The sequence below is a fragment of the Shinella sp. 838 genome (assembly GCF_029623935.1).
Classification (GTDB): Bacteria; Pseudomonadota; Alphaproteobacteria; order Rhizobiales; family Rhizobiaceae; genus Shinella.
In genome coordinates this window covers 586,200-609,980 of record NZ_JARSBQ010000002.1, presented here as the reverse complement: position 1 = coordinate 609,980, position 23,781 = coordinate 586,200, and the positions used below count along the sequence as shown (strand labels likewise).

The 23,781-nt window shown below is 64.1% G+C and carries 25 protein-coding genes and 1 tRNA gene; 6 read left to right on the top strand and 20 right to left on the bottom strand.

The genetic code is table 11. The features are described from left to right. Positions 1-37: 37 nt before the first annotated feature. The 3 genes from P9A16_RS10625 to P9A16_RS10615 are packed head-to-tail and all read left to right on the top strand — an operon-like array spanning position 38 to position 3,997. Positions 38-1,597, top strand: a complete 1,560-nt coding sequence (locus P9A16_RS10625; protein WP_023513717.1) for an undecaprenyl-phosphate glucose phosphotransferase — start codon at positions 38-40, stop codon at positions 1,595-1,597. Further along, a complete protein-coding gene (locus P9A16_RS10620; protein WP_023513716.1) occupies positions 1,594-2,829 on the top strand; it encodes an O-antigen ligase family protein in 1,236 nt (411 codons plus the stop codon). The genes P9A16_RS10625 and P9A16_RS10620 overlap by 4 nt, the downstream gene beginning before the upstream one ends. Before the next feature lie 7 nt (positions 2,830-2,836). Next, positions 2,837-3,997, top strand: a complete 1,161-nt coding sequence (locus P9A16_RS10615) for a glycosyltransferase family 4 protein (protein ID WP_037407552.1) — start codon at positions 2,837-2,839, stop codon at positions 3,995-3,997. A gap of 69 nt (positions 3,998-4,066) precedes the next feature. On the opposite strand, the gene P9A16_RS10610 is transcribed toward P9A16_RS10615, so the two are convergent. Next, positions 4,067-4,318 (bottom strand): GlsB/YeaQ/YmgE family stress response membrane protein, encoded by a 252-nt coding sequence (locus P9A16_RS10610; RefSeq protein ID WP_050743002.1) that lies wholly within the window; start codon positions 4,316-4,318, stop codon positions 4,067-4,069. A gap of 115 nt (positions 4,319-4,433) precedes the next feature. Next, a tRNA-Pro gene (locus P9A16_RS10605) sits at positions 4,434-4,510 on the bottom strand. Between the two features lie 514 nt (positions 4,511-5,024). Here P9A16_RS10605 and P9A16_RS10600 point away from each other — a divergent pair. After that, the gene (locus tag P9A16_RS10600; protein ID WP_024270684.1) at positions 5,025-5,243 is read left to right on the top strand and encodes a hypothetical protein; all 219 of its coding nucleotides are present in this window, start codon (positions 5,025-5,027) and stop codon (positions 5,241-5,243) included. A 263-nt stretch (positions 5,244-5,506) separates the two neighbouring features. Here the strand turns inward: P9A16_RS10600 and P9A16_RS10595 are convergent, their stop codons facing one another. The 6 genes from P9A16_RS10595 to P9A16_RS10570 form a co-directional block, all read right to left on the bottom strand. Continuing rightward, positions 5,507-6,037 carry a MerR family transcriptional regulator gene (locus P9A16_RS10595; RefSeq protein ID WP_024270685.1) on the bottom strand — a complete coding sequence of 177 codons (531 nt, stop codon included), beginning with the start codon at positions 6,035-6,037 and terminating at the stop codon, positions 5,507-5,509. Between the two features lie 127 nt (positions 6,038-6,164). Continuing rightward, complete coding sequence (locus P9A16_RS10590; protein WP_023513396.1) at positions 6,165-6,503, bottom strand: integration host factor subunit alpha; 339 nt, start codon at positions 6,501-6,503, stop codon at positions 6,165-6,167. Positions 6,504-6,724: 221 nt separating this feature from the next. Beyond that, positions 6,725-7,696 (bottom strand): beta-ketoacyl-ACP synthase III, encoded by a 972-nt coding sequence (locus P9A16_RS10585; RefSeq protein ID WP_278025657.1) that lies wholly within the window; start codon positions 7,694-7,696, stop codon positions 6,725-6,727. A 1-nt stretch (position 7,697) separates the two neighbouring features. Continuing rightward, the gene (gene plsX, locus P9A16_RS10580; RefSeq protein ID WP_023513394.1) at positions 7,698-8,756 is read right to left on the bottom strand and encodes a phosphate acyltransferase PlsX; all 1,059 of its coding nucleotides are present in this window, start codon (positions 8,754-8,756) and stop codon (positions 7,698-7,700) included. Positions 8,757-8,873: 117 nt separating this feature from the next. Further along, positions 8,874-9,428 (bottom strand): YceD family protein, encoded by a 555-nt coding sequence (locus P9A16_RS10575; protein WP_024270686.1) that lies wholly within the window; start codon positions 9,426-9,428, stop codon positions 8,874-8,876. Positions 9,429-9,449: 21 nt separating this feature from the next. Next, the gene (locus P9A16_RS10570; RefSeq protein ID WP_023513392.1) at positions 9,450-10,004 is read right to left on the bottom strand and encodes a ubiquinol-cytochrome C chaperone family protein; all 555 of its coding nucleotides are present in this window, start codon (positions 10,002-10,004) and stop codon (positions 9,450-9,452) included. A 153-nt stretch (positions 10,005-10,157) separates the two neighbouring features. Here P9A16_RS10570 and P9A16_RS10565 point away from each other — a divergent pair, with 153 nt between their 5' ends. Further along, the gene (locus P9A16_RS10565; protein WP_156032013.1) at positions 10,158-10,637 is read left to right on the top strand and encodes an outer membrane protein assembly factor BamE; all 480 of its coding nucleotides are present in this window, start codon (positions 10,158-10,160) and stop codon (positions 10,635-10,637) included. A gap of 86 nt (positions 10,638-10,723) precedes the next feature. Here the strand turns inward: P9A16_RS10565 and P9A16_RS10560 are convergent, their stop codons facing one another. The 4 genes from P9A16_RS10560 to ribH form a co-directional block, all read right to left on the bottom strand. Continuing rightward, positions 10,724-12,859, bottom strand: coding sequence for a sodium-translocating pyrophosphatase (locus tag P9A16_RS10560; protein WP_023513390.1), 2,136 nt, complete (start codon positions 12,857-12,859; stop codon positions 10,724-10,726). A 192-nt stretch (positions 12,860-13,051) separates the two neighbouring features. Further along, positions 13,052-14,278 carry an MFS transporter gene (locus tag P9A16_RS10555; protein ID WP_023513389.1) on the bottom strand — a complete coding sequence of 409 codons (1,227 nt, stop codon included), beginning with the start codon at positions 14,276-14,278 and terminating at the stop codon, positions 13,052-13,054. Between the two features lie 12 nt (positions 14,279-14,290). Then, positions 14,291-14,773, bottom strand: a complete 483-nt coding sequence (nusB, locus tag P9A16_RS10550) for a transcription antitermination factor NusB (RefSeq protein ID WP_023513388.1) — start codon at positions 14,771-14,773, stop codon at positions 14,291-14,293. Next, on the bottom strand, positions 14,770-15,231 hold the full coding sequence (gene ribH, locus P9A16_RS10545) for a 6,7-dimethyl-8-ribityllumazine synthase (RefSeq protein WP_023513387.1): 462 nt from the start codon (positions 15,229-15,231) through the stop codon (positions 14,770-14,772). The genes nusB and ribH overlap by 4 nt, the downstream gene beginning before the upstream one ends. A gap of 198 nt (positions 15,232-15,429) precedes the next feature. Here ribH and P9A16_RS10540 point away from each other — a divergent pair, with 198 nt between their 5' ends. Beyond that, the gene (locus P9A16_RS10540) at positions 15,430-15,933 is read left to right on the top strand and encodes a cupin domain-containing protein (RefSeq protein WP_050742929.1); all 504 of its coding nucleotides are present in this window, start codon (positions 15,430-15,432) and stop codon (positions 15,931-15,933) included. Between the two features lie 7 nt (positions 15,934-15,940). On the opposite strand, the gene P9A16_RS10535 is transcribed toward P9A16_RS10540, so the two are convergent. From P9A16_RS10535 to P9A16_RS10500, 8 genes are all read right to left on the bottom strand, one after another. Beyond that, complete coding sequence (locus tag P9A16_RS10535) at positions 15,941-17,077, bottom strand: GGDEF domain-containing protein (RefSeq protein WP_023513384.1); 1,137 nt, start codon at positions 17,075-17,077, stop codon at positions 15,941-15,943. A gap of 132 nt (positions 17,078-17,209) precedes the next feature. After that, positions 17,210-17,827 (bottom strand): riboflavin synthase, encoded by a 618-nt coding sequence (locus P9A16_RS10530; RefSeq protein WP_023513383.1) that lies wholly within the window; start codon positions 17,825-17,827, stop codon positions 17,210-17,212. Continuing rightward, complete coding sequence (gene ribD, locus P9A16_RS10525; RefSeq protein ID WP_024270687.1) at positions 17,827-18,939, bottom strand: bifunctional diaminohydroxyphosphoribosylaminopyrimidine deaminase/5-amino-6-(5-phosphoribosylamino)uracil reductase RibD; 1,113 nt, start codon at positions 18,937-18,939, stop codon at positions 17,827-17,829. Before ribD ends, P9A16_RS10530 begins: the two co-directional genes overlap by 1 nt. Beyond that, positions 18,940-19,419, bottom strand: coding sequence for a transcriptional regulator NrdR (gene nrdR / locus P9A16_RS10520; RefSeq protein ID WP_023515610.1), 480 nt, complete (start codon positions 19,417-19,419; stop codon positions 18,940-18,942). It lies immediately after the preceding gene. 66 nt (positions 19,420-19,485) lie between these two features. Next, positions 19,486-20,784 (bottom strand): serine hydroxymethyltransferase, encoded by a 1,299-nt coding sequence (gene glyA, locus P9A16_RS10515; RefSeq protein ID WP_023515611.1) that lies wholly within the window; start codon positions 20,782-20,784, stop codon positions 19,486-19,488. 191 nt (positions 20,785-20,975) lie between these two features. Next, complete coding sequence (locus tag P9A16_RS10510) at positions 20,976-22,298, bottom strand: L,D-transpeptidase family protein (protein ID WP_023515612.1); 1,323 nt, start codon at positions 22,296-22,298, stop codon at positions 20,976-20,978. A 286-nt stretch (positions 22,299-22,584) separates the two neighbouring features. Next, positions 22,585-23,097, bottom strand: coding sequence for a transcriptional regulator LdtR (ldtR, locus tag P9A16_RS10505; protein WP_024270688.1), 513 nt, complete (start codon positions 23,095-23,097; stop codon positions 22,585-22,587). Positions 23,098-23,227: 130 nt separating this feature from the next. After that, positions 23,228-23,665, bottom strand: a complete 438-nt coding sequence (locus P9A16_RS10500) for a DUF6163 family protein (protein WP_037407643.1) — start codon at positions 23,663-23,665, stop codon at positions 23,228-23,230. Positions 23,666-23,781: the final 116 nt, after the last annotated feature.

Here is a 23,781-nt window from a genome sequence, read left to right as displayed (position 1 = left end):
GCTATTTCCGGGACAGAGCTCCCTGCAGGTGCGTGCCATGAACCATGTCGACAAACCCGTCTCCTTCGATCCGGAAGCGCTGAGGCGCAAGGTATCCGAAATATCGGTCGCCGCACCCGGCGAGAACCAGGATGCCAACAGCCCTGTCGAGCTCAACCCGCTCGCCCGGAAGATCGCCGCACAGTTCCGCGTCGACACCTATTCGCCGAGCATGATCACCGGCCTCCTGCGCCTTTTCGAATTCGGTGCGCTGCTGGCGCTCGGCTATGGCATTCATGTGCTTTATGTCAGCGGGATGAGCCTGTCCGTCTTCTACCTTTTCGTTCTCGGCGGCGGCGCGGCGATCGGCGTCCTGATGCTCCAGCTGGCCGATGCCTATCAGGTTCCGGCACTGCGCTCGCCCTGGCGCATGACGCCGCGCATCCTCGCCGCCTGGGCGCTCGCCTTCGGCGCGATGGCGCTCATCGTCTTCTTCTTCAAGTCGGGTGAGGAATATTCCCGCGTCTGGTTCGCCTCCTGGTTCGTGGCAGGTGCCGTCTACCTCGTCATCGAGCGGCAGATGATCGCCTATTCGATCCGCCGCTGGGCACGCAACGGCACGATGGAGCGCCGCGCCGTCATCGTCGGCGGCGGCGAACCGGCCAAGGAGCTCATCCGTACGCTCGAACACCAGCCGGAGAACGACATCCGCATCTGCGGCATCTTCGACGACCGCGACGAGCGCCGCTCGCCGGCGATCATCGCCGGCTATCCGAAACTCGGCAATGTCGCCGAACTCGTCGAATTCGCCCGGCTTGCGCGGATCGACATGCTGATCATCTCGCTGCCGCTTTCGGCCGAGGCGCGCATCCTCTCGCTTCTCAAGAAACTCTGGGTTCTGCCGGTCGACATTCGCCTAGCCGCCCATTCCAAGGGCCTGCGCTTCCGCCCGCGCAGCTACTCCCAGATCGGCAGCCTGCCGATGCTCGACATCTTCGACAAGCCGATCGCCGACTGGGACAATGTCGCCAAGCGAATCTTCGACGTCTTCTTCAGCGTGGTCGCACTGCTTCTGCTCTGGCCGGTGATGCTCGGCGCAGCCATCGCCGTCAAGCTGTCCTCGCCCGGCCCGATCATCTTCAAGCAGAAGCGGCACGGCTTCAACAACGAGGTCATCGAGGTCTACAAGTTCCGCTCGATGTACACGCACCTTGCCGACCCGACGGCAAAGGCCGCCGTGACGAAGGGCGACCCGCGCGTCACCCGCGTCGGACGGTTCCTGCGCAAATCCTCGATCGACGAGCTGCCGCAGTTCTTCAACGTCCTCAAGGGCGACCTGTCGCTGGTCGGCCCGCGGCCGCATGCCATCCAGGCGCAGTCGAACGACCGCAAATATGTCGATGTTGTCGAAAGCTATTTCGCCCGTCACCGCGTCAAGCCCGGCGTCACCGGCTGGGCGCAGATCAACGGCTGGCGCGGCGAGATCGACCATGACGACAAGATCCGCTTCCGCACCGAATTCGACCTCTATTACATCGAGAACTGGTCGCTCTGGCTGGACCTGAAGATCCTGTTCATGACCCCCTTCCGTCTGCTCAACACGGAAAACGCCTATTGAGCGACGCGGTCCTCCCCTACGCTCCACCGTTCCAGCCGCAGCGTGCAGCCCTTGGCATCATCGGCTCGCTGCTGGTGGTGTTCGGGGTGTTCCTCTCCGGCTTCGTCATCAGCGAGCCGGCCCCCTATGAGCTCTTCATGGCCGGGCTGATCACCCTCTGGGCGATCGTCGGGCTGCGCATCTCACGGGCCATCACGCCGCTGCTCGTGCTGCTCGTCCTGTTCAACATCGGCGGCATGCTGTCGCTGACGATGGTCGATGACCTCTCGGTCGGTCCGCTCTACATCGCCGTCTCGCTGTTCCTGGCGCTCTCCAGCGTATTCTTCGCCGCCATCATCGAGGCGAAGCCGGCGCGGCTTGAGCTGATCTTCCGCGCCTGGGTGGCCAGCGCGCTCATCACCGCCTCGCTCGGCATTCTCGGCTACTTCCACGCCTTTCCCGGCTCCGAGGCCTTCACGCTCTACGACCGCGCCAAGGGCGCCTTCCAGGATCCGAACGTCTTCGGCCCGTTCCTTGTCGGTCCCTCGCTCTACCTGCTCTACGGCCTGCTTTCCGGGCGCATCCTCGGCGCGCCCCTGAAGGTTGTCGGCGTGCTGATCCTGGCGCTCGGCATCTTCCTCTCTTTCTCGCGCGCGGCCTGGGGGCTCTATCTCCTTTGCGTCGGGGCACTCGTCTTCGTCATGCTGCTGAAGGAGCGCACCGGCGCCTTCCGGCTGAAGATCCTGATCCTCAGCCTTTCGGCAGCCGGCCTGATGGTCATGGCGCTCGTCTTCGCGCTGCAATTCGACAAGGTCGCGAACCTCTTTTCCAGCCGTACCCAGCTCGTGCAGGAATATGACGGCGGCCATCTCGGGCGTTTCGAGCGCCACCGCATCGGCTTCCTCATGGCGATGGAAAAACCGCTCGGCATCGGCCCGATGGAATTCAGCAAGATGTTTCCCGAGGACGAGCACAATATCTGGCTGAAATCGCTGACCACCTACGGCTGGCTCGGCTTCGTCTCCTACCTCACCCTGATCGTCTGGACGCTCGCCGCCGGCTTCAAGGCGCTCCTGCGCGACCGGCCCTGGCAACCCTTCCTGATGATCTCCTACATCACCATCGTCGGCCACACCGCGATCGGCTTCGTCATCGACACGGATCACTGGCGGCATTTCTATCTGCTGCTCGGGGTCGTCTGGGGATGCCTTGCCCTCGAGAAGCGCCACAACAGGCAGATCGCCCCGGACTGACCGCACCATGAGCAGAAAACAGGACAGGGTTCCACGGCAGATGCGCCTCCTGCAGGTGCTGGAGACCGGCGGCGGCGGATCCGGCCGGCATTTCATCGACCTGTGCCGCGGCCTGACGGCCCATGGACATGCCGTGCATGCCATCTATTCGCCATTGCGGGCGGAAACGCGTTTCGTCGAGGAACTGCAGGCGCTGGGCCTTGCCGGGCTGCACACCGTCGCCATGACGCGCGCCCCCGGTCCATCGGACCTCCGTGCCTGGCGGGCAATCCGCGCCGTCATGCGCAACGCCGGACCCTTCGACGTCATCCATGCCCACAGCTCGAAGGCGGGTGCGCTGGCGCGCCTGCGCCTGCCCGGCCGTCATGTCCCGCGGGTCTATACGCCGCACGCCTTCTACACGATGGACCCCGGCCTCGGCACGCTCGGCCGCAGGGTCTACGGCTCAATCGAGAAGCTGCTCGCCCGCACCCTCACCGACCGGGTCATCTGCGTTTCCGCAGATGAATATGCCCATGCCCGCGCACTCGGCATGCCGCGCAAAAAGCTGTCGATCGTCGTCAACGGCGTCGAAACGCCGCCCGCCGATTCCCGCGCCACCGTCCGGCAGGCCCTCGGCATCCCCATGGATGCGCTGCTCTTCGGCTTCGTCGGCCGCCTCTGCCACCAGAAGGCGCCCGAGCGGCTGGTGGCGGCCTTCGTGCGCGTTGCCGAACGCGTGCCGCACGCCCATCTCCTGATGATCGGCACAGGCGATATGGAAGCGGAGGTGCGCCGGCAGGTCGCGACAAGCGGCCAAGGCACACGCATCCACCTCACCACGGGCTTTACCGGCGTCGAGGCGATGGCGGCCATCGACGTGCTGACCATGCCGAGCCGCTACGAGGCCATGTCCTATGTGATGCTGGAGGGCGCGGCTGCCGGCAAGCCGTTGATTCTCACCGATGTCGGCGGCGTCTCCACGGTGCTGAAGGACGGCGAGAACGGTATTCTCCTGAAGAACGCCGATGATCCAGAGGCCCTCGCCGATGCCATGTTGCGCCTCAGCGAGCCCGGCCACCTCGCCCGCCACACCGCCGCCGCCCTCACCCGCGCCCGCAGCCCTGAATACCGCCTCGACCGCATGGTCTGCGAAACGGAAGCCATCTATCGCAGCCTGATCGCATGAAACGAAAAACCGCCGCCCCTTCGGAGCGGCGGTTCCTGACGATCGAACACGTCTTCCTGGCGCGGCATGTTACCGCCTGATCGCCCGTGCCAGCGCAATGAGAATGCAGGCGCCGATGAAGCCCGCGATCAGATAGCCGATCCAGCCGCCGAGCGAGACGCCGATCAGGCCGAGCAAAAGGTTCGCAACCATCGCGCCGACGATCCCGAGCACGATGTTCATCAGCACGCCCATATTGCTTTTCATGAACATTTCGGCGAGCCATCCCGCAATGCCGCCGATGATGATGGCCGCAATCCAGCCGACACCTGCATCTTCCATTTCCGTCTCCTCGCGCTGCCGATATCACCGGCAAACGACGCCGGCCGTCGAGAACGCGGGTGAACGCGCAAGGTTCCGTACGGAACTGCGTAAAGTGTAGAGGAGGAAGGAAAAATGGTCGGAATGGCGGGATTCGAACCCACGACCCCTTGACCCCCAGTCAAGTGCGCTACCGGGCTGCGCTACATTCCGGACCGCGGGAACCCCTATAGTCTCGGGCACTTGGATGCAAGCCAAAAAATAGGTGGCAGGGACGAAAGTGGACAAATGTCTCGCAGCAGGAACCACACGGTCAGAAAACTCCGCGGAAAATGCCATGCATTCCCGGCCCGTGCCGAGACGGCGGCCCGCGAAGACGATCAGCCGCGCCCTTCCCACTGTTGGCTTGTCGCCGAGCTAAACACTGAGAAGTGCAATTTTTTTCACAACCGTACCGGAAACGCCGAATCAGACCTTCCCCGACATTAGACGAAAGTCTTATGGTGCCCTTGCTCGCTTGTCATTTGCGAGCACTCCCCCGCGTCACTGAGAGCCAAGCGTGACGCTTGTTTGCCCCGCCACTGTGCGGGGCCTTTTCCTTTTGCGGCCTCTCGTGTTTGTGCGCTTGACTCTGCAGCGCATGAGAACATAATAGGAACGAACGGAAGAACCTTCACCCGACCCCAAAAGTCCCCGACTTGCTGTGTCACCACAGGAGAATACCGACGTGCGACCGCTTCCCGAGTACGAAGCACCAATGGAACCGCCGGAAAGCGGGGATGACGCCGTATGCGCCGCCCTCGCCTGGCATGATGGCGATGCACATGCGACGATCGCGACGCTGCTTGCCGACTGCGCGCATCTCCGGCGCCAGCTCGCACTGACCCGTTCGGCGATGGGCCGCGGCTTCGTGCGCGGCTGGGAGCCCGTGCAGCAGCGGGATTGATGCGGCCTCTCGTCGATCAGTGACTGGTGCTGAGGCGTGTGAGCAGCGCGGTTCGTGCCCGTAGCAATGACAAGCCGATGCATACCCGCGCGCCACGCCTCTTTCGATACGACTATGGGCGCCGCTACAAACCCGACGTGAAAGGAGCGGATTCCAAGGACGACGACTCGGCTGCGTGCATGCCTCGGTGCACACAGGCCTGCTGTCAGCAGCAGGACGCGGAACGCCCCACCTTGCAACGGCCCGCGGTAGAGAAACGGCGCTCAGCGCACCTGATCGAGCAGGCGCTTGCACTCCAGAAGATCGTAAAGCGCTTCCTGCAGGAGCGCGCGGTCTTCCTTGCCGACGCTGGTCTTGCCGATCGAGATTTCCGGCGTATCGTCCCCGCCGCCGACGAAGGAGAAGAAGCGGCGGCTGGCCGGTGCCTTGGCGCGGCCGACGATCTGATCCTCGTCATTGCCCGCCTTGGGCGGGGTGGGCTCTTCGTGGCTGGCCGCGGCGAGCGCCTCGACGGTCGCGAGGTCCCCGCTGGCAATGGCGGCGACGAAGCGGTTGCCATTGACCTTCAGGAGCTTCTGGACGCCCTTGATCGTGTAGCCGTGGTCGTAGAGGAGATGGCGGATGCCCTTGAGAAGATCAACGTCCTCGGGGCGATAGTAGCGCCGCCCGCCGCCGCGCTTCATCGGCTTGATCTGCGTGAACCGCGTCTCCCAGAAGCGCAAAACATGCTGCGGCAGGTCGAGATCGTCGGCGACCTCGCTGATGGTGCGGAACGCGTCCGGACTCTTGTCCATTCTACCCTCGATGAAAGCGCGTGGCACGGCAAACGAAAGCGTTGCCGAATCGTATGCATTTCAGCGGGTTGCCGGACGATATTCAAGTTTCAAATTGCCGAACCGCCGGCAATCGGCAGAAAATCGCTCAGGAAGCGGGCGAAGCCGGCTTCTGTTTCGCCTTGCGCGAGAGATGGGACTTCAGCACCCGCTGCTTGAGCACGTTGGATGCCTTGAAGGTCATCACCCGGCGCGGCGAGATCGGCACTTCCTCGCCGGTCTTCGGGTTACGGCCGATGCGCTCGTTCTTGTCGCGCACCTGGAAGGTCGCGAAGGAGGAGAGTTTCACGCTCTCGCCCCGCACGATGGCATTGCAGATCTCGTCGATCACGGTTTCGACGAGCTCTGCGGATTCGGTCCTGGAAAGGCCGACCTTCCGGAAAACCGATTCGGCCAAATCTGCGCGTGTCACCGTCTTGCCGCTCATCGTTCCTCACCGATTTCCCATTGAAAGCCTATGGTTACGTGGCGGAAGAGTATTGTCCTTGCCCCCGCGGGTCAAGCGGCCCTGCGCCCTGATGCGGGAGAGGCTGTTTCCCCGGCCACCAACCGGCGCTTCGGCACGACAAAGGAAGGCCGAAGCCCGCAGATTGCCCCTGTCCGTTTGCCGGGAAGCCGCCCTTCCATGGGAAAGGCGGCTGGAAACAGCTACCAGCGCAGCAGCACTGCACCCCAGGTAAAGCCGCCGCCCATGGCTTCCAGCAGCACGAGGTCGCCGTCCTTGATTCGTCCGTCGCTCGCCGCTGCAGCCAGTGCCAGCGGGATCGAGGCGGCAGAGGTGTTGCCGTGCAGGTCGACGGTGACGACGACCTTTTCGAGGGGAATGCCGAGTTTCTTGGCCGAACCATCGATGATGCGCTTGTTTGCCTGATGCGGCACCAGCCAGTCGATATCCTCGGCGGTAAAGCCCGTCGCGTCGAAGGACGAGATGACCACGTCGGTGATCATGCCGACCGCATGCTTGAAGACCTCGCGGCCCTCCATGCGCAGATGCCCGACCGTACCCGTGGTGGACGGGCCGCCATCGACATAAAGCTTCTCACGGTGCGCGCCGTCGGAGCGCAGCTGCGTCGTCAGGACGCCGCGGTCCTGGTTGGTGCCCGTCCCTTCCGCAGCCTCCAGCACGATGGCGCCGGCGCCGTCGCCGAAGAGCACGCAGGTCGTGCGGTCCGTCCAGTCGAGGATGCGCGAGAAGGTCTCCGCACCGATGACAAGCACGCGTTTTGCAAGGCCGCCGCGGATATAGGCATCGGCGGTCGTCACCGCATAGACGAAGCCGGAACAGACGGCCTGCACGTCGAAGGCAAAGCCATGGTGCATGCCGAGGCGGTTCTGGATGTTGACGGCGGTGGCGGGAAACGTGTTGTCCGGCGTCGAGGTGGCGACGATGATGAGGTCGATGTCGGCCGCCGTCAGGCCTGCCTTGTCGAGAGCGGCACGCGCGGCACCTTCGCCGAGCGACGCCGTCGTCTCGCCCTCGCCGGCGATGTAGCGCTGGCGAATGCCGGTGCGCTGCACGATCCAGTCATCGGACGTGTCGACCATGCTTTCCAGCTCGGCATTGGTAAGTACCCGCTTCGGAAGCGCCGTTCCGAAACCGCGGACCACTGAACGAATCATTCTATACCTCGTCGCTCATGCTCTGGGCGGCACCTTCGACGGGGCGGCCGGCATGATACTTCTGCAAATCTTTTTCGATCTTGTCCTTCAGGCCGTTGCGGGCCATGTCGTAGCCGACATCGACAGCCGCGGCAAAGCCCTCGGCGTCCGTGCCGCCATGGCTCTTGATGACGATGCCGTTGAGACCGAGGAACACGCCGCCATTCACCTTGCGCGGGTCCATCTTCTCGCGCACCCGGTCGAAGGCGCTCTTGGCGAGGATATAACCGAGTTTGGCCATCCAGGTGCGCGACATGGCCGCGCGTAGATACTCGGCGATCTGCCGCGCCGTGCCCTCGGCCGCCTTCAGCGCAATGTTGCCGGCAAAACCTTCCGTGACCACCACGTCCACCGTGCCGCGACCGATATCGTCGCCTTCCACAAAGCCGTAATAGTCAATCGTGTCGAAATTGGCCTCGCGGATGAGTTGGCCGGCAGCCTTCACCTCTTCCTGTCCCTTGATCTCCTCGACGCCGACATTGAGCAGGCCCAGCGTCGGCTTGTCGATCCCGAACAGCGCGCGCGCCATGGCGCCGCCCATCAGCGCGAAATCGAAAAGCTGGTTCGCATCGGCGCCGATCGTCGCGCCGATGTCGAGAACGATGCTCTCACCCTTCAGGGTCGGCCAGATGCCGGCGATCGCCGGGCGCTCGATATTGGCCATCATGCGCAGGCAGAACTTCGACATGGCCATCAGCGCGCCGGTATTGCCGGCGGAGACCGCAACATCGGCCTCGTTCTTGGCAACGGCATCGATCGCCTGCCACATGGAGGACTTTCCGCGGCCACGGCGCAGCGCCTGGCTCGGCTTCTCGTCCATGGCAACGGCGACGTCGCAATGGTGGAAGGTACTGGCGGCCTTCAGCTTGGGATGCTGCGCCAGAAGGGGCTCACATTCGGCGGCATTGCCGAAAAGCACGAAACGGATCTCGGGATGGCGCTCGAGAGCCTTGGCTGCGCCCGGGATAGCGACCTTGGGGCCGAAATCGCCACCCATGACGTCGACGGAAATTCTGACCACGCGTGTCTTGCCTTAATTCTTGTTTTCCAGGGACAGAGGGCTGCCGCGGCGGAATTCGGTCAAAATACCGCTTTTCGCCGGGGGCACAACTGAATTATCAGGCGCCTCAGGAGCCGTTCAGTCTTTTTTCCAGTCCTTCAGAACGGCAAAAGGCGACGGTTTTTTGTCATCCTTGTCCGTGCTCTCGATATGGCCGGAAAAGTCCACGTCGGACTTGCGCGGATAAGGATCGATGGCAAGCGCGGCATGTTCGGCAGCGACCACGCCGGCATCGATCGTATCGCCCGTGAAGATTTCCGGAGCATCCGGCCCATCGGGATCAAGCAGCATTTCGCCGGTCTCGCTTGCAACCGGAAGCCGCGCCAGCTTCGAGCCCTCGGGCACGAAGACCACCTCGACCGGCTCGTCGATATGCGCCTCGACGGGGTCGAGCGTGACGACGCAGGCCTGCACGACATCCGCCACGACGCGGCCCTTGAGGCGCACGCCGTCGCGCTTCCAGCGCTGCAGCTGGAAGGTGGCGGAAAGCGCCTTCACCTCCAGCACGGACCAGAGCTCGGCAAGGCCGGCGCACTCCTCGGCATTGGCGCTGATCGTCACCTCGACCGGGTTGGCGGAAATGTGCCCCACCTTGACCAGGTAGGAGAACGGCGTGTCGTCGTCTGTCTTCATTCTATTCCCTTTGGGCCGCCTTCAGGCGGCATGTCCTTGCGGGCCCGGCTCCACAACGCCGAGCGCACCGACCCTGATATCGTCCTCGCTGACGGCCATCATCGCCCTTTCAGCCGCAAAGAGATAGAGGGCGAGCCCCGCCATCGACGGCGCGCCCTCGCCCGCCTCCGGATGGATGTTGCGCCGTAGCGCAGCAGCAAGACCGTCATGATCGTCGGAATCGAGCGCCCCGGCGTAGGATTCCAGCCGGCCGTAGAACATGCCGGCGAACTTCTTCATGCGCTTGGGCACGCCGACATCGCCGACTCCGAGCTCGCGAATCGAATGATCGACATCCTCGAAGAAGGCATCGACGATCTCCTGGGCGATCTCCTGGCCCGACGTGCCGCTTGCACGGGTGCGCCGGAAGTAAAGGATCAGCATGGCCGAGAGCATCTCGAAACGGCCCATAACCGTGTCGGGAACATCAAGCACTTCATAGAGATAGGGATGGCGCGCCGCCTTTGTCAGCGTTGCGTACTGCTTTTCAACGATACGCCGGTTGCCGTTTTTTTTGCCGAACAGGCCGAAAATCATCATAAAGCCTAGTTTTGCCCGATTCAAACCATGGAGCCGTCGCAAGTCATGTTGCATGACGGTCGAAGCTGGTTTACCGAAGCAGGCATGAATTGCAATGGCTGCGCGGCCATCACAGTCCCGGGGATGTTGTTGAAGAGAGATGCTCTGAACATGAAGCTGTTGCGTAACGCCGCCATTGCCATCGCGCTTTCCTCGTCCGTTCTCGCAGGCTGCCAGGGTCCCGGCGAAGTGCTGCACCAGGGCTACGTCGTCGACCAGGAGACGCTGGCGCTGGCCCCGGCCGGCTCCTCGCGCGAGCAGGTCATGCTCTCGCTCGGCTCGCCGTCCGCGACAGCGACCTTCGACAACGAGGTCTTCTACTACGTTTCGCAGAAGCGCACGCGCCCCGTTGCCTTCATGAAGCCGAAGGTCGTCGAGCAGAGCGTGCTCGCCATCTATTTCGACAAGGAGGGCGTGGTCGAGCGCCTCGCCCACTATACGCTGAAGGACGGTCGCGTCTTCGACATGATCTCGCGCGTCACACCGACCGGCGGCGTCGAGCTCACCTTCCTCGGCCAGCTGCTGCGCGGCACCGGCGGTGCACCGGGCGCGGCGATCCAGAACATCTTTGGCGGCGGCGGCCCGAAGTAAGACGCTTCGGCCCTTCCGGGAATCAAGAAACCGCGGGGATCGCTCCCCGCGGTTTCTTTTTTTTGCAGCATGAACGGCGATGCCGGTCAGGCGAGAACGGCCAGCAGCAGGAGCGCCACGATGTTGGTGATCTTGATCGCCGGATTGACCGCCGGGCCTGCCGTATCCTTGTAGGGGTCGCCGACCGTGTCGCCGGTGACGGAGGCCTTGTGCGCTTCCGATCCCTTCAGGTGGCGCGTGCCGTCCTTGTCGACGAAGCCATCTTCAAAGCTCTTCTTGGCATTGTCCCATGCGCCGCCACCCGACGTCATGGAAATCGCCACGAAGAGGCCGTTGACGATGACGCCGAGCAGCGAGGCGCCGAGCGCCGCAAAGGCCGAGGCCTTGGAGCCGGAGAGGAGCAGCACGCCGAAATAGACGACGAGCGGCGCCAGCACCGGCAACAGCGAGGGCACGACCATTTCGCGGATTGCCGCCTTGGTAAGAATGTCCACCGCGCGCCCGTAGTCCGGTCGCTCGGTGCCCGCCATGATGCCCGGCTTGTCGCGGAACTGCTTGCGCACTTCCTCGACGATGGAGCCCGCTGCACGGCCGACGGCCGTCATGGCGATGCCACCGAAGAGATAGGGGATGAGGCCGCCGAAGATGAGGCCGGCCACGACGTAGGGGTTGGAGAGGTCGAAGGAGATCGTGCCGATGCCGGCGAAATAGGGATACTTGTCCCCGTTCGCCGCGAAATAGGCAAGGTCGTTCGAGTAAGCGGCGAAGAGCACCAGCGCGCCGAGGCCCGCCGAACCGATCGCATACCCCTTGGTGACGGCCTTGGTCGTGTTGCCGACCGCGTCGAGCGCGTCCGTCGACTTGCGCACTTCCGGCGGCAGGTGCGACATCTCGGCGATGCCACCGGCATTGTCGGTGACCGGGCCGAACGCGTCGAGCGCCACGATCATGCCGGCAATGCCGAGCATGGCAGTGACCGCGATACCGGTGCCGAACAGGCCGGCAAGCTGGTAGGTCGCGATGATGCCGCCGACGATGACGATGGCCGGCAGCGCGGTCGATTCCAGCGAGACCGCAAGGCCCTGGATGACGTTGGTGCCGTGACCGGTGACGGATGCCTGGGCGATGGAGTTCACCGGGCGCTTGTTGGTGCCGGTGTAATACTCGGTGATCACCACGATGAGCGCTGTCACCACAAGCCCCAGCAGGCCGCAGATGAACAGGTTCGTCCCGGTGATCTCCCTGCCCGCGACGGTGCCGACAACGCCCCAGCCGATGGTGAGCGACGTGGCGACAGCGAGGCCGACGATCGACAACAGGCCCGTGACGATAAGGCCCTTGTAGAGGGCGCCCATGATGGAGCCGTTCGTGCCGAGCTTGACGAAGAACGCGCCGACGATCGAAGTGATGATGCAGGCGCCGCAGATCGCGAGCGGATAGATCATCACGCTGGAGAGAACCGGCGTGCCGGCAAAGAAGATCGCCGCGAGCACCATGGTGGCGACGACGGTCACCGCATAGGTCTCGAAGAGATCGGCGGCCATGCCGGCGCAGTCGCCGACATTGTCGCCGACATTGTCGGCGATGGTGGCCGGATTGCGCGGATCGTCTTCAGGAATGCCGGCTTCCACCTTGCCGACAAGATCGCCGCCGACATCCGCACCCTTGGTGAAGATGCCGCCGCCGAGGCGGGCAAAGATGGAAATCAGCGAGGCACCGAAACCGAGCGCGACGAGCGCGTCGATGACCTCACGAGAGGCCGGCTCCTGACCGAGCAGGCCGGTGAGAATCCAGTAGTAGATCGAGACGCCGAGCAATGCGAGGCCGGCGACAAGCATGCCGGTGATCGCACCCGACTTGAAAGCGATGTCGAGGCCGGAGGACAGGCTGACGGATGCGGCCTGTGCCGTGCGCACATTGGCGCGGACGGACACATACATGCCGATAAAACCGGCAGCACCCGACAGGACGGCGCCGATCAGGAACCCGATGGCAGCCGTCGCGGAAAGCAGTAGCCAGGTGCCGACGAAGACGACGACCCCAACGATGGCAATGGTCTTGTACTGCCGGGTGAGATAGGCCTGCGCCCCTTCCCGGATATAACCTGCAATTTCCTGCATGCGGGCATTCCCCTGATCGGCGGCAAGCACCGACCGTGTCGCCCAGATGGCATAGACCACCGAAAGCAACCCGCATGCGATAACGCCCAACAATATGGTCATTTCGCTCTGTCCTCCTTGGAGGCCGCGGGGTCCTCTCCCCGCAGCCGATACGCGCCCGCTCCCGTTTGCCTCCTCACAAGACGGGGGCCGGCGCGGGGCCAGAGTGCGTTTGCGAATCGGTTGCGTCAAGCCGCCGCACTGCGGCAAGCCGTGCGCTGCGCTGGATTTTTCGACGTCGGTCTGCGGGCGGGCTCAGGCAGCCGGTCGGCGGCCGCGCAAAAGCAGGAGGAGAACGAGAACGAGGCTCACCCCGGTGATCGGCCAGAACAGGAGGTTGATCGCCTGCCAGCCATAGGTGTTGAACACCTTGCCCGAGGAGAAGGAGGCAAGTGCCACCGTGCCGAACAGGATGATGTCGTGGAAGCCCTGCACCTTGTCCGCCTCATGCGGCTTGTAGCTGGAGGCGACGATGGCGGTTGCTCCGATGAAGCCGAAATTCCAGCCGACGCCGAGCAGGATCAGCGCGCCCCAGAAATTCCACAGCGCGATGCCGGCATGGGCGACCGCGGCGCAGGCCATGAGGATGAGGAGACCGGCAGCGACGACCCTTTCCGTGCCGAAGCGCTGGATCAGCATGCCCGTGAAGAAGCTCGGCGCGAACATGGCGAGCACGTGCCACTGGATGCCGAGCGTCGCCATCTCCGGCGAGAAACCGCAGCCGATGACCATGGCCAGCGGCGCGCCGGTCATCATGAAGGTCATCAGGGCGTAGGAGGAGATGCCGCAGATCATGCCCGTCATGAACCGCTGGGTCAGCACGATCTCGCGGAGCGGCCGCGCCGCCTCCCCCGTCGCGACAGCCGCCGCCTTGTGGTCAGGCAGACGCAGGAAGAGGAAGAGCCCGATGGCGGCAAGGCAAAGCGGCGCGAGCGCCACGAAGGCACCGGCAAACAGCACCGGCTCGAACAGGTCCTTGGTGAGGATGACCACCTGGGGGCCGAGCACGGCGGAAATGACGCCGCCAGCAAGGATCCAGGAAATGGCGCGCGGCTTGTAGAAGGACGGCGAGGCATCGGCCGCGGCAAAGCGGATCTTCTGGGCAAAGCCGCTGGAAATGCCGACGAGCACGAAGCCGAGGGCAAAGAGCCAGAAATCGCCGCGGAACAGCGCAATGGCAGCCAGAAGGCCGCCCCCGGCGCCAATGAGCGCCCCGACGATAAAGCCGTAGGTGCGACCGAGCATGCGGGCCGCGATGGCGACGAGCACGGCGCCGAGCGCCACGCCGACATTGAAGCCGGTCAGCGGCGCGGTGGCGAGCGACTTGTCCGCGCCGAGCAGGTTGTAGCCGGCAAGGCCACCGACAGAGAAGACAATCGGCCCGGCCGAGGCGAGCAGGGCCTGTGCAATCGTCAGGAGGAAGACATTGCGGCGCGCGGCCGAAAGTTCCTGTTCAAGACCTTCGACCGTACCCGTGCTCATGTCGCCTACCGTTTACTTGCGTGTGTCCGGCCGAAGCTGCTTGGCGATGCGGTCAAGCACCGCATTCACCAGCTTCGGCTCCTCGTCCTCGAAGAACGCCTTGGCGATCTCGACATATTCCGTGACGATCACGGCGACCGGCACGTCCCTGCGCTCCTTCAGCTCGAAGGTACCGGCACGCAGGATGGCACGCACGGTGGAATCGACCCTGGACAAGGCCCAGTCGTCCTGCAGCGCCGCGCCGATCATCGGGTCGAGCAGGCGCTGATCGCGCACGACGCCCGAGACGATGGAACGGAACCAGGAGGCATCCGCCTTGAGATAAGTATCGCCGTCGACCTCCTGGCCGAGACGATGCGCTTCGTATTCGGCGACGACTTCGAGAACACCGCTGCCGCCGATATCCATCTGATAAAGCGCCTGAACGGCGGCAAGGCGCGCCGCGCCGCGCTGGTTGGCCGGTTTCACCGGCTGCTGATCCCTGTCCGTCGTCACTGTTCGCCGCCCAGTTTCTTCTTCAGATCAATCATGGTGAGCGCCGCGCGGGCCGCAAAGCCGCCCTTGTCGCCTTCCGAACGGCGGGCGCGGGCCCAGCCCTGCGCATCGTTCTCGACGGTCAGGATGCCGTTGCCGATCGGCAGGCCTTCGCTGACCGAAAGGTCCATCAGCGCACGGCTCGATTCGTTGGCGACGATATCGAAATGGTAGGTCTCGCCGCGGATGACCATGCCGAGGGCGACGAAGCCGTCATACCAGGTGCCGGCATTTTCCATGCCGTCGAGGGCCATGGAGATGGCGGCGGGAATTTCGAGCGCGCCCATGACGGTCACGATGTCGTAGGTTGCGCCCGCGGCATCGAGCGCATGCTTGGCGCCGTCGAGCATCGCGTCGGCCATGTCGTCGTAGAAGCGCGCCTCGACGATGAGGAGATGGGGATTATCGGTGTTGGCCATAAATCACCTGAACATTGGAGGCAGGCCACGCATCAGCGGGCAGAGGCGGCGGTCAAACCACGACGGGCGAAGCTTGGCAAGCATTTTCCACCCCCCGCGTCGATTTCGGCGCCCCGGCGGGAGCCGCTTCGACCGAACGGGATTGACACAATGGAACAAAGTGCGAACAATATGTCAAGAGTCATAAAGGAGATGCGAATGGACGCCCAGAAACCGCCGATCGTCAATCTCGCGAGGCTGGCGCTGGAGCACTGGACGCAGGGAACGCTCTACGAATCCCGCGACACATCCTTCGGCGCCCGCCTCGGCCTGAAGGATCTCGGCATCGGCTATGGCGAGGTGCCGCCCGGCAAGTCCGGCTGTCCCTTCCACAGCCACCATGTCGAAGACGAGCTCTTCGTCATCCTGGAGGGCCACGGCACCTATCGCTACGGCAGCGAACGGCATCTCGTTGGTCCCGGCGACGTGCTGGGCGCGCCGGCCGGCGGACCGGAGACGGCGCACCAGATCCTCAACACCGGCACCGTGCCGCTGAAATACCTGTCCATTTCGTCCATGGCGGCGACCGAGATCTGCGAATATCCGGATTCCGGAAAATTCCTCGCCAAGACGCGCCTTGCCACGGGCGGGCGGACGGAGTTCCGCACCATCGGCCGCGCGGGCGAGACCGTCGACTATTGGGAGGGCGAGCCCGGCGCCTGACATCCCCTCAGGCGGCGAGCGACACACGGTTGCGGCCGTTGCGCTTGGACATGTAGAGCGCCTCGTCGGCATTGCTGAGGAGGGAATCGAAACTCGTGCCGTTTTCTCCGGCAAGAGCGATGCCGGCACTGACGGTGCACGTGATGGACCGGCCCCCGATCGGGATGAGTTTGGCAGCGAAATCTTCGCGGACGCGTTCGGCGATGCGCTGCGCGCGTTCCGGCAAGGTTCGCTCCAGAACGACGACGAACTCTTCGCCGCCAAGGCGGGCGAGGCAGGCCGCCACCCCGCAGGAATCGCGCAGGATATCGGCGAAGACCATGAGCACCGCGTCGCCCGCCGCATGACCGTGCCTGTCGTTGACCGCCTTGAAGTTGTCGAGGTCGAAGGCGATTGCCGCCTGGTGCTCACCGACGGGAAACGCCCCGTAGCGATCGAAAAGGGCGCGACGGTTGAGTAAGCCGGTCAGGGCATCGGTCATGGCGGCGTGGCGGTGGCTGCCGGCAACGCGCCACTGGTTGAGCGCGAGCGACATGGCCCCGATACCGGTGATGCCCATGATTGCCGCGACCAGATTGAGATTTTCCGCCCAGTTGTCCGGCGCGTGTCCCATCACCCAGCGGCCGTCGTGAATCAGCACGCCGGCGCAGAGCAGGAAGGAAACGGCGGTCAGGAGGTAGAGGGTGACGATGCCGGTCAGCGGCAGCGGCGCTTCCGCGCGGCCGCGCCAGTACTCTCGGGCCGTCGCGGCGAGGCAGGCCGTGATAAGCAGGTTGAGCGCAATGAAGGCGATGCCGTCATAGCCGGCGACCAGCGGCGGCAGAGCGATGGCGAGGCAGGCCGCAAAGACGATGGCGATGCGCCGGCGGGCGGAGGCGCCGGAGCGGAACCTGTAGGCTGCGCCATAGATGAAGGCGAAGCCGAGGAACTGCAGCGTGAAGGCGAGGCACCCGATCGCGACATTCGCCTGATCGATATAGAGGCTGTAGACCGCAACCGCGGGCACGATGCAGCCGATACCGATGGACCAGCTGAGAAGGAAGCGCTCGACGCGGGCGGACATCCACGAGGCGAACAGCGTGGCCGACAGGCAAAAACCCGCGAGCCCGATCGCCAGCAGAAGGGTTTGGTAATCAGGCGCCATGCGGCAACGGTCTCCAGCGGTCCGATGCGCGCACACTAGGGAGCAAGAAGTATCGATATCGTTACCTTGCAGGCTGGCCGTCACGCCGGTTTGTGCCGATCCGTGACGGTGCCCGCGAAAGTCACGCTGCCGTCACGCCTTGCGGGCGGGAAACTCGGCAAGCCGCGCCGCATACCGTGCCATGGTGTCGACCTCGAAGTTGACGAAGTCGCCCGCCTTGCGCTCGCCCCAGGTGGTGACGTCGAGCGTGTGGCGGATGAGAAGCACGTCGAAGACGGCGCCATCGACGGCGTTGACGGTGAGGGATGTGCCGTCGAGCGCGACCGATCCTTTTGGCGCCACGAAGCGCTCCAGCCCCGCGGGCGCGCGGATGCGGAAACGCGTCGCGTCGCCCTCGGCCTCGACGGAGAGGATCTCGGCCTTGCCGTCGACATGGCCGGAAACGATGTGGCCGCCGAGCTCGTCGCCGATCTTCAACGAGCGTTCGAGGTTGATGCGGGTGCCGGCCGTCCAGCCGGCGATGGTCGTCAGCCGCAGCGCCTCTTCCCAGGCTTCAACCTCGAACCAACGGGCGTTCGAGCCCTCTTCGGGCAGCGCCGTGACGGTGAGGCAGGTGCCGGAATGGGCGATGGAGGCCCCCATGTCGATGGTGGCCGGGTCGTAGGCCGTGCGCACGCGCAGGCGTACGCCCTCGTTCATGGGCTCGACCTTCTCGACCGTTCCGATGTCAGTGACAATGCCGGTAAACATCAATCGTCTCTTTCGTATTCGTGCAAACTGTCCGCGCCGAGGCGCGCCGTGTTCCGGAGCGAAAAGCCATCCGGCATGCGCCCGGACACACATGGGGATGCGACCCCGTCTTTGCCAATGGTACCGGTGCCCGCAAACAGCAGGATGCGATCGACGAGGCCGGCTTCGATGAAGGATTGCGCCGTGCGCGCGCCGCCTTCGACGAGCAGCGAGGAGACGCCGCGGGTGGCGAGCGCCGTCAGGAGATCGTCGAGCCGGCGCGGGTCGCAGGTCAGGATTTCGACGCCCGCGGCTTCGAGGGCGCCGGCGCGCGCGTCGTCGGCCGGCAGGCCAGAGGGGGGTATCTCCGTCCCCTTGGTCGTCACAACGATAACAGGCACATCCTTCGCCGTCCGCGCCAGCTTCGAGGCCGGCGACAGTTCCAGCCGAGGATCGAGCACGATGCGCACGGGCGAGCGGGCTTCGAGCCCCGGAAGACGGCAGGTCAGCTCCGGATCATCGGCCAGCGCCGTGCCGATGCCAATGAGGATCGCATCTGTCTCGGCACGCAGACCATGCACCTGCCCGCGCGAAACCGGCCCCGTGATCGCCACCTGCCCCGCACCGAGGCGGCCAAGCATGCCATCGGCGGAAACGGCAAGCTTGAGAGTCACATAGGGGCGCTTCTTCATCTGGCGTGTGAGATAGGCAGCGAGCGCCGCGCGGCCTTCCGCTTCCAGAACGCCCGTCTCGACCACGATGCCGGCATCGCGCAGCATCGAAAGCCCCCTGCCCGCCACGCGCTCGTCCGGATCCGTCACCGAGACCACGACGCGGGCGATGCCAGCGGCGATCAGCGCATCGGCGCAGGGCGGCGTCTTGCCGTGGTGCGAGCACGGTTCGAGCGTGACATAGGCCGTCGCGCCGCGCGCGGCTTCCCCCGCCTCGGCGAGCGCCTGCGTTTCGGCATGCGGCCGCCCGCCGCGCGCGGTCACGGCGGCGGCGAGGACCACACCGTGCTTGACGATCAGGCAGGCAACGGAGGGGTTTGTGGCAGTCAGGCCGAGATGACGGCGGCAGAGGCGGATGGCCGCTGCCATGAAGCGTGCGTCGTCTGTCGCCGCGCCGGACATCTAGCCGTCGGCGCCCGGATCCCGGGCGATCTTGGCGGCGACTTCGGAAAGGATCTTCTCGAAATCATCGACATGGGAGAAATCACGGTAGACCGAGGCGTAGCGCACGAAGCCGACGTCATCGAGCGCCTTCAGCGCCTCCAGCACCTGGAGGCCGATTTCCTCGGAAGATATTTCCGTCTCGCCGGAACTTTCAAGCCGGCGGACGATGCCCGAGACCGCGCGTTCGATGCGGTCCCGGTCGACGGGTCGCTTGCGAAGCGCGATCTCGAAGGAGCGAAGGAGCTTGTCGCGGTCGAAGGGGGCCTTGCGGCCCGTCTTCTTGGCGACCATCAGCTCACGCAGCTGCACCCGTTCGAAGGTCGTGAACCGGCCACCGCAATCCGGGCAGATGCGCCGGCGGCGAATGGCGGCCCCGTCCTCTGCAGGACGGGAATCCTTCACCTGCGAATCTTCCGAACCGCAATAGGGGCAGCGCATGAAGTCTCCTTGCTTTACGCGGTTCCGGACGGAAAACCGCGCGGCACTTTTCCTGGTACTGCTGTCTTACATATACGAGTACATCGGGAAGCGGTCCGTCAGCGCGACGACCTTCTCCCGAACGCCAGCTTCGACAGCCGCATTGCCCTCGTCGGAATTGGCGATCTTCAGGCCGTCGAGAACCTCGACGATCAGGTTGCCGATTTCCTTGAACTCGGCTTCCTTGAAGCCGCGGGTCGTGCCTGCCGGGGTACCGAGGCGGACGCCCGAGGTGACGAACGGCTTTTCGGGGTCGAACGGGATGCCGTTCTTGTTGCAGGTGACATAGGCGCGGCCGAGAGCGGCTTCCGCACGCTTGCCGGTGGCGTTCTTCTTGCGCAGGTCGACCAGCATCAGATGGTTGTCGGTGCCGCCCGAGACGATATCGAGGCCGCCGGCCTTCAGCGTCTCGGCAAGCGCCTTGGCGTTCTTGACGATCTGCGCGGCATAGTCCTTGAACTCCGGCTGCAGCGCCTCGCCGAAGGCGACCGCCTTGGCGGCGATGATGTGCATCAGCGGACCGCCCTGCAGGCCCGGGAAGACCGCCGAGTTGACCTTCTTGGCGATCGTCTCGTCATTGGTAAGCACGATGCCGCCGCGCGGGCCGCGCAGCGACTTGTGCGTGGTGGTCGTGGCAACATGGCAATGCGGGAACGGCGACGGGTGCTGGCCGCCGGCAACGAGGCCGGCAATGTGCGCCATGTCGACCATGAGATAGGCGCCGACTTCATCGGCAATCTCGCGGAAGCGCTTCCAGTCCCAGATGCGGGAATAGGCGGTACCGCCGGCAATGATCAGCTTCGGCTTGTTGGCGCGGGCCTTTTCGGCGACGTCGTCCATGTCGAGCAGGTGGTCTTCTTCACGCACGCCGTAGGAGACGACGTTGAACCACTTGCCGGACATGTTGACCGGCGAGCCGTGCGTCAGGTGGCCGCCCGAGTTGAGGTCGAGGCCCATGAAGGTGTCGCCCGGCTGGAGCAGCGCGAGGAAGACGGCCTGGTTCATCTGCGAACCGGAATTCGGCTGCACGTTGGCGAAGTCGACGCCGAACAGTTTCTTCGCGCGCTCGATGGCGAGTTCTTCGGCAATGTCGACGAACTGGCAGCCACCGTAGTAGCGCTTGCCCGGATAGCCTTCGGCATACTTGTTCGTCATGATCGAGCCCTGGGCTTCGAGCACGGCGCGCGAAACGATGTTTTCCGAGGCGATCAGTTCGATCTCATGGCGCTGGCGACCGAGTTCCTTCTGGATCGAGCCGAAAATCTCCGGGTCGGTGTCGGCAAGGGAACGCGTGAAGAAAACGTCGGTAGCGGAAGAATTGCTCATCCTCGAGGCTCCTTAAGGGTGGGTGGCACGGTGTTTAACGTCCTCGCATGGCAAGGGCAATATCCGCTCCACGGTTTGCGCCATTTCCGCGCGTGTTCTGCGATAAAAACGACAGACGCAAAAAGCCGCAAAACAGAAAGGCCCCGCATTCCAAAGGGAAACGGGGCCTCGCAAAAGTCAGACAAATTGCCTTATTGCGGCAGAAGGTCGCTGTCGACGGCCTGGCCGCCTTCCTGGTTGTAGTTGGTCTGGAGGGCAAGCTCGGTGGCGCCGTCCTTCTGGTAGATGTCGTCGCGGAACTGCACGACACGGTCCTTGGCCGACCAGGCGGTGATGTAGGTGAAGAAGACAGGCACTTCTTCCGCCAGCTTGATCGGCGTGTTGACGCCGCTCTTGATCGTCGCCTCCATCTGCGAGCGCGACCAGCCGGGCGTATCCTTGAGCAGCCAGACAGAAAGGTCACGCACGTTCTGCACGCGCACGCAGCCCGACGATTCGAAGCGCATCAGCTTGTTGAACAGCCCCTGCTGCGGCGTGTCGTGCATGTAGACCTGATGCTCGTTGTGGAAATTGATCTTCGTCGAGGACATCGCGTTGATCTTGCCCGGGTCCTGACGGAACATCAGGTTCGGCGCCTTCTCGGCGTTCCAGTCGACCGTTTCCGGCGAGACTTCGCCGCCATTGCCGTCGAAGAGGCGGATCGAGTTGCGCGAGAGGTACGTCGGATCCTTGCGCATCAGCGGCATGATATCCTTCTGGATGATCGAGCGCGGCGCGGTCCAGTAGGGGTTGAGGATCACTTCATAGATCTTGGAGTTCAGCACCGGCGACTGGCGGTCGATCTTGCCGACGATGGCGGTGTGGCGCGAGGCAACGCGGCCGTTTTCGACAGCCTCGATATAGGCGGCCGGGATATTGACCATGACATAGCGGCGGCCGAGGTCGCCCGACATGGCCTGCAGGCGCACGAGGTTGGTCTGAAGCTGGCCGAGGCGCGTGACGGCCGGGACATTCAGTGCCTTCAGCGTGTACTCGCCGACGGCACCGTCGGCCGGCAGGCCATGGCGCGCCTGGAAGCGCTTGACGGCGCCGTCCACATAGGAATCGAATGCACCGTTCGTGCCGGCGGAACGCGGCAGGTCGCCGGAGATGATCAGGCGCTGACGCAACTGCTGCACGGCGGGATCGGCGACGCCCATCTCCATCTTCTGCTGCGTGTTGACCGTCGGCCAGCCGCCGTTCGAGACGATGTTCTGGTAATCGACGATCGCCTGCTGGAGATAGCCCGTGGTGCCGGAGCCGAAGATCGGATTGTTGGAGACGACGGCGGTCGCGGTGCGCGATGCCTCTGCGTCAAACTGGTCGTCCCAGTTGCCGCGGCGCGGAGCATTGAGGATGTCGTCGAGCGCTGTCTGGGCGAGCGCCTGACCGGCCACGGCGGCGGCGCCGAAGGTTGCGGCAGAGCGCAGGAATGCGCGGCGCGAGAACACATCAAATCCGGTTTTGCGAGACATTTATCCTACCATCTCCTGAGCGCCGCTGAAGGCGGCGAGGTGCACGCGGCACGGTGACCTCAAGGGTCCATACCCGATGCAGCTATCACGAACAGGGTTAACAAACGCAAACCGGCCCTGCCGCCCGCGCATACCTTAGCCCAGTTTCCGGGTGTCACAGCAATATGGCCAATTCGTGTCTCGGCAGGCACACGTCACCCTAACCCCCCGCACGAAAACGTGAAAAGCCGGACGCGCAGGGGACGCGGCCGGCTTTTATGGAGGAGGTCGAAAACGGCGCCCGGACTTACAGGCGATAGAGGATCGAGTCGTTCCAGAAGCGATCGAGGCGCTGGAGCAGCTTGTTCATCTGGTTGAACTCGCCTTCGCCGATACCGCCGACCTTCTGGATCGAACCGATATGGCGCTCATAGAGCTTTGCCACGGTCTCGGCGATTTCCTGGCCGCTTTCCGTCAGGCTGATACGGACGGAGCGACGATCGATGCGCGAACGCTGGTGATTGATGAAGCCGAGGTCGACCAGCTTCTTGACGTTGTAGGAAACGTTCGAGCCGAGATAATAGCCGCGGCTGCGCAGCTCGCCTGCCGTCAGTTCCGAATTGCCGATGTTGAAGAGGAGCAGCGCCTGGACGGCGTTGACATCCGAGCGGCCGGCGCGGTCGAACTCGTCCTTGATGACGTCGAGCAGACGACGGTGCAGACGCTCGACGAGGTGGAGGGATTCCAGGTAGAGATTGCGGATCGCGTCTTCCTGCGGGTCGACGACGGGGGCCTGCTGCGGCTTCATCTTGGTGTTCATGGTTTCTGCCTCACTGTTTTGTTTGGCGGTGTGGTTTGTTTTCCCGCCTTGAGTGAGAACCTAACGAATGCATCTAAAATTCTACTTAAACCGCAGCCTTAACAGCGCCTTACCGGAAGGCGACTCTGTCTCAGGGTGAATCAGTTCTTACCGTGCGGGCCTGCCGGCGGCGCTGGACGAAGAGCGCGACGCGGAAAAGAACGAAGACAAGCGCGATGGCACCGTGGGTCAGAACCAGCAGCCGGTTGACGCCGAAGGTCGAGGGATAGACCTCGTGCATGGCGATCTCGGTGGCGGCCGCGATGAGCCAGATCACCGGCCCCCAGGAGACGAGGAGCCAGAGGCCGACGGCCGCGACGGGAAACAGCACGGCGAGCGCCGTATAGGCCGCCTTCCAGGCCGGCGGCAGCAGGTCGAAACGCCCCTGCCCGCCGAAGGAGAAGCCCGTCAGCATCGCCCAGTACTGCAGCGCGAACCACAACGAGCCGACCGCCACCAGCCGCAGGAACAGCGCGAACAGCGTCTCGGTCAGGCTGGGCCTCGGGCCCTTTGCAGAATCAGCAACCATGGCGCGGACAGTAAGGGCAAGGCCGGCCGGCATAAAGCCCGTAACCGCGATCATGCACGGCCATATGCCGCACGTCCCCGTATCGCTGGCGATTTGATTGACGCATGCAGCATGAT

What these genes read in the sequence shown, in the direction of transcription:
- P9A16_RS10595 (WP_024270685.1), bottom strand. Translation starts at nt 6,037, where the DNA reads ATGGACAAGAGTCCGGACGCGTTCCGCACCATCAGCGAGGTCGCCGAC.
- P9A16_RS10555 (WP_023513389.1), bottom strand. Translation starts at nt 14,278, where the DNA reads ATGAGCACGGGTACGGTCGAAGGTCTTGAACAGGAACTTTCGGCCGCG.
- P9A16_RS10500 (WP_037407643.1), bottom strand. Translation starts at nt 23,665, where the DNA reads ATGGTTGCTGATTCTGCAAAGGGCCCGAGGCCCAGCCTGACCGAGACG.
- P9A16_RS10625 (WP_023513717.1), top strand. Translation starts at nt 38, where the DNA reads ATGAACCATGTCGACAAACCCGTCTCCTTCGATCCGGAAGCGCTGAGG.
- nrdR (WP_023515610.1), bottom strand. Translation starts at nt 19,419, where the DNA reads ATGCGCTGCCCCTATTGCGGTTCGGAAGATTCGCAGGTGAAGGATTCC.
- P9A16_RS10585 (WP_278025657.1), bottom strand. Translation starts at nt 7,696, where the DNA reads ATGATTCGTTCAGTGGTCCGCGGTTTCGGAACGGCGCTTCCGAAGCGG.
- P9A16_RS10570 (WP_023513392.1), bottom strand. Translation starts at nt 10,004, where the DNA reads ATGATTTTCGGCCTGTTCGGCAAAAAAAACGGCAACCGGCGTATCGTT.
- P9A16_RS10560 (WP_023513390.1), bottom strand. Translation starts at nt 12,859, where the DNA reads ATGACCATATTGTTGGGCGTTATCGCATGCGGGTTGCTTTCGGTGGTC.
- glyA (WP_023515611.1), bottom strand. Translation starts at nt 20,784, where the DNA reads ATGAGCAATTCTTCCGCTACCGACGTTTTCTTCACGCGTTCCCTTGCC.
- P9A16_RS10615 (WP_037407552.1), top strand. Translation starts at nt 2,837, where the DNA reads ATGAGCAGAAAACAGGACAGGGTTCCACGGCAGATGCGCCTCCTGCAG.
- ribH (WP_023513387.1), bottom strand. Translation starts at nt 15,231, where the DNA reads ATGGCCAACACCGATAATCCCCATCTCCTCATCGTCGAGGCGCGCTTC.
- ldtR (WP_024270688.1), bottom strand. Translation starts at nt 23,097, where the DNA reads ATGAACACCAAGATGAAGCCGCAGCAGGCCCCCGTCGTCGACCCGCAG.
- P9A16_RS10535 (WP_023513384.1), bottom strand. Translation starts at nt 17,077, where the DNA reads ATGGCGCCTGATTACCAAACCCTTCTGCTGGCGATCGGGCTCGCGGGT.
- ribD (WP_024270687.1), bottom strand. Translation starts at nt 18,939, where the DNA reads ATGTCCGGCGCGGCGACAGACGACGCACGCTTCATGGCAGCGGCCATC.
- P9A16_RS10610 (WP_050743002.1), bottom strand. Translation starts at nt 4,318, where the DNA reads ATGGAAGATGCAGGTGTCGGCTGGATTGCGGCCATCATCATCGGCGGC.
- P9A16_RS10575 (WP_024270686.1), bottom strand. Translation starts at nt 9,428, where the DNA reads ATGAAGACAGACGACGACACGCCGTTCTCCTACCTGGTCAAGGTGGGG.
- P9A16_RS10510 (WP_023515612.1), bottom strand. Translation starts at nt 22,298, where the DNA reads ATGTCTCGCAAAACCGGATTTGATGTGTTCTCGCGCCGCGCATTCCTG.
- P9A16_RS10540 (WP_050742929.1), top strand. Translation starts at nt 15,430, where the DNA reads ATGGACGCCCAGAAACCGCCGATCGTCAATCTCGCGAGGCTGGCGCTG.
- P9A16_RS10530 (WP_023513383.1), bottom strand. Translation starts at nt 17,827, where the DNA reads ATGTTTACCGGCATTGTCACTGACATCGGAACGGTCGAGAAGGTCGAG.
- P9A16_RS10565 (WP_156032013.1), top strand. Translation starts at nt 10,158, where the DNA reads ATGAAGCTGTTGCGTAACGCCGCCATTGCCATCGCGCTTTCCTCGTCC.
- P9A16_RS10590 (WP_023513396.1), bottom strand. Translation starts at nt 6,503, where the DNA reads ATGAGCGGCAAGACGGTGACACGCGCAGATTTGGCCGAATCGGTTTTC.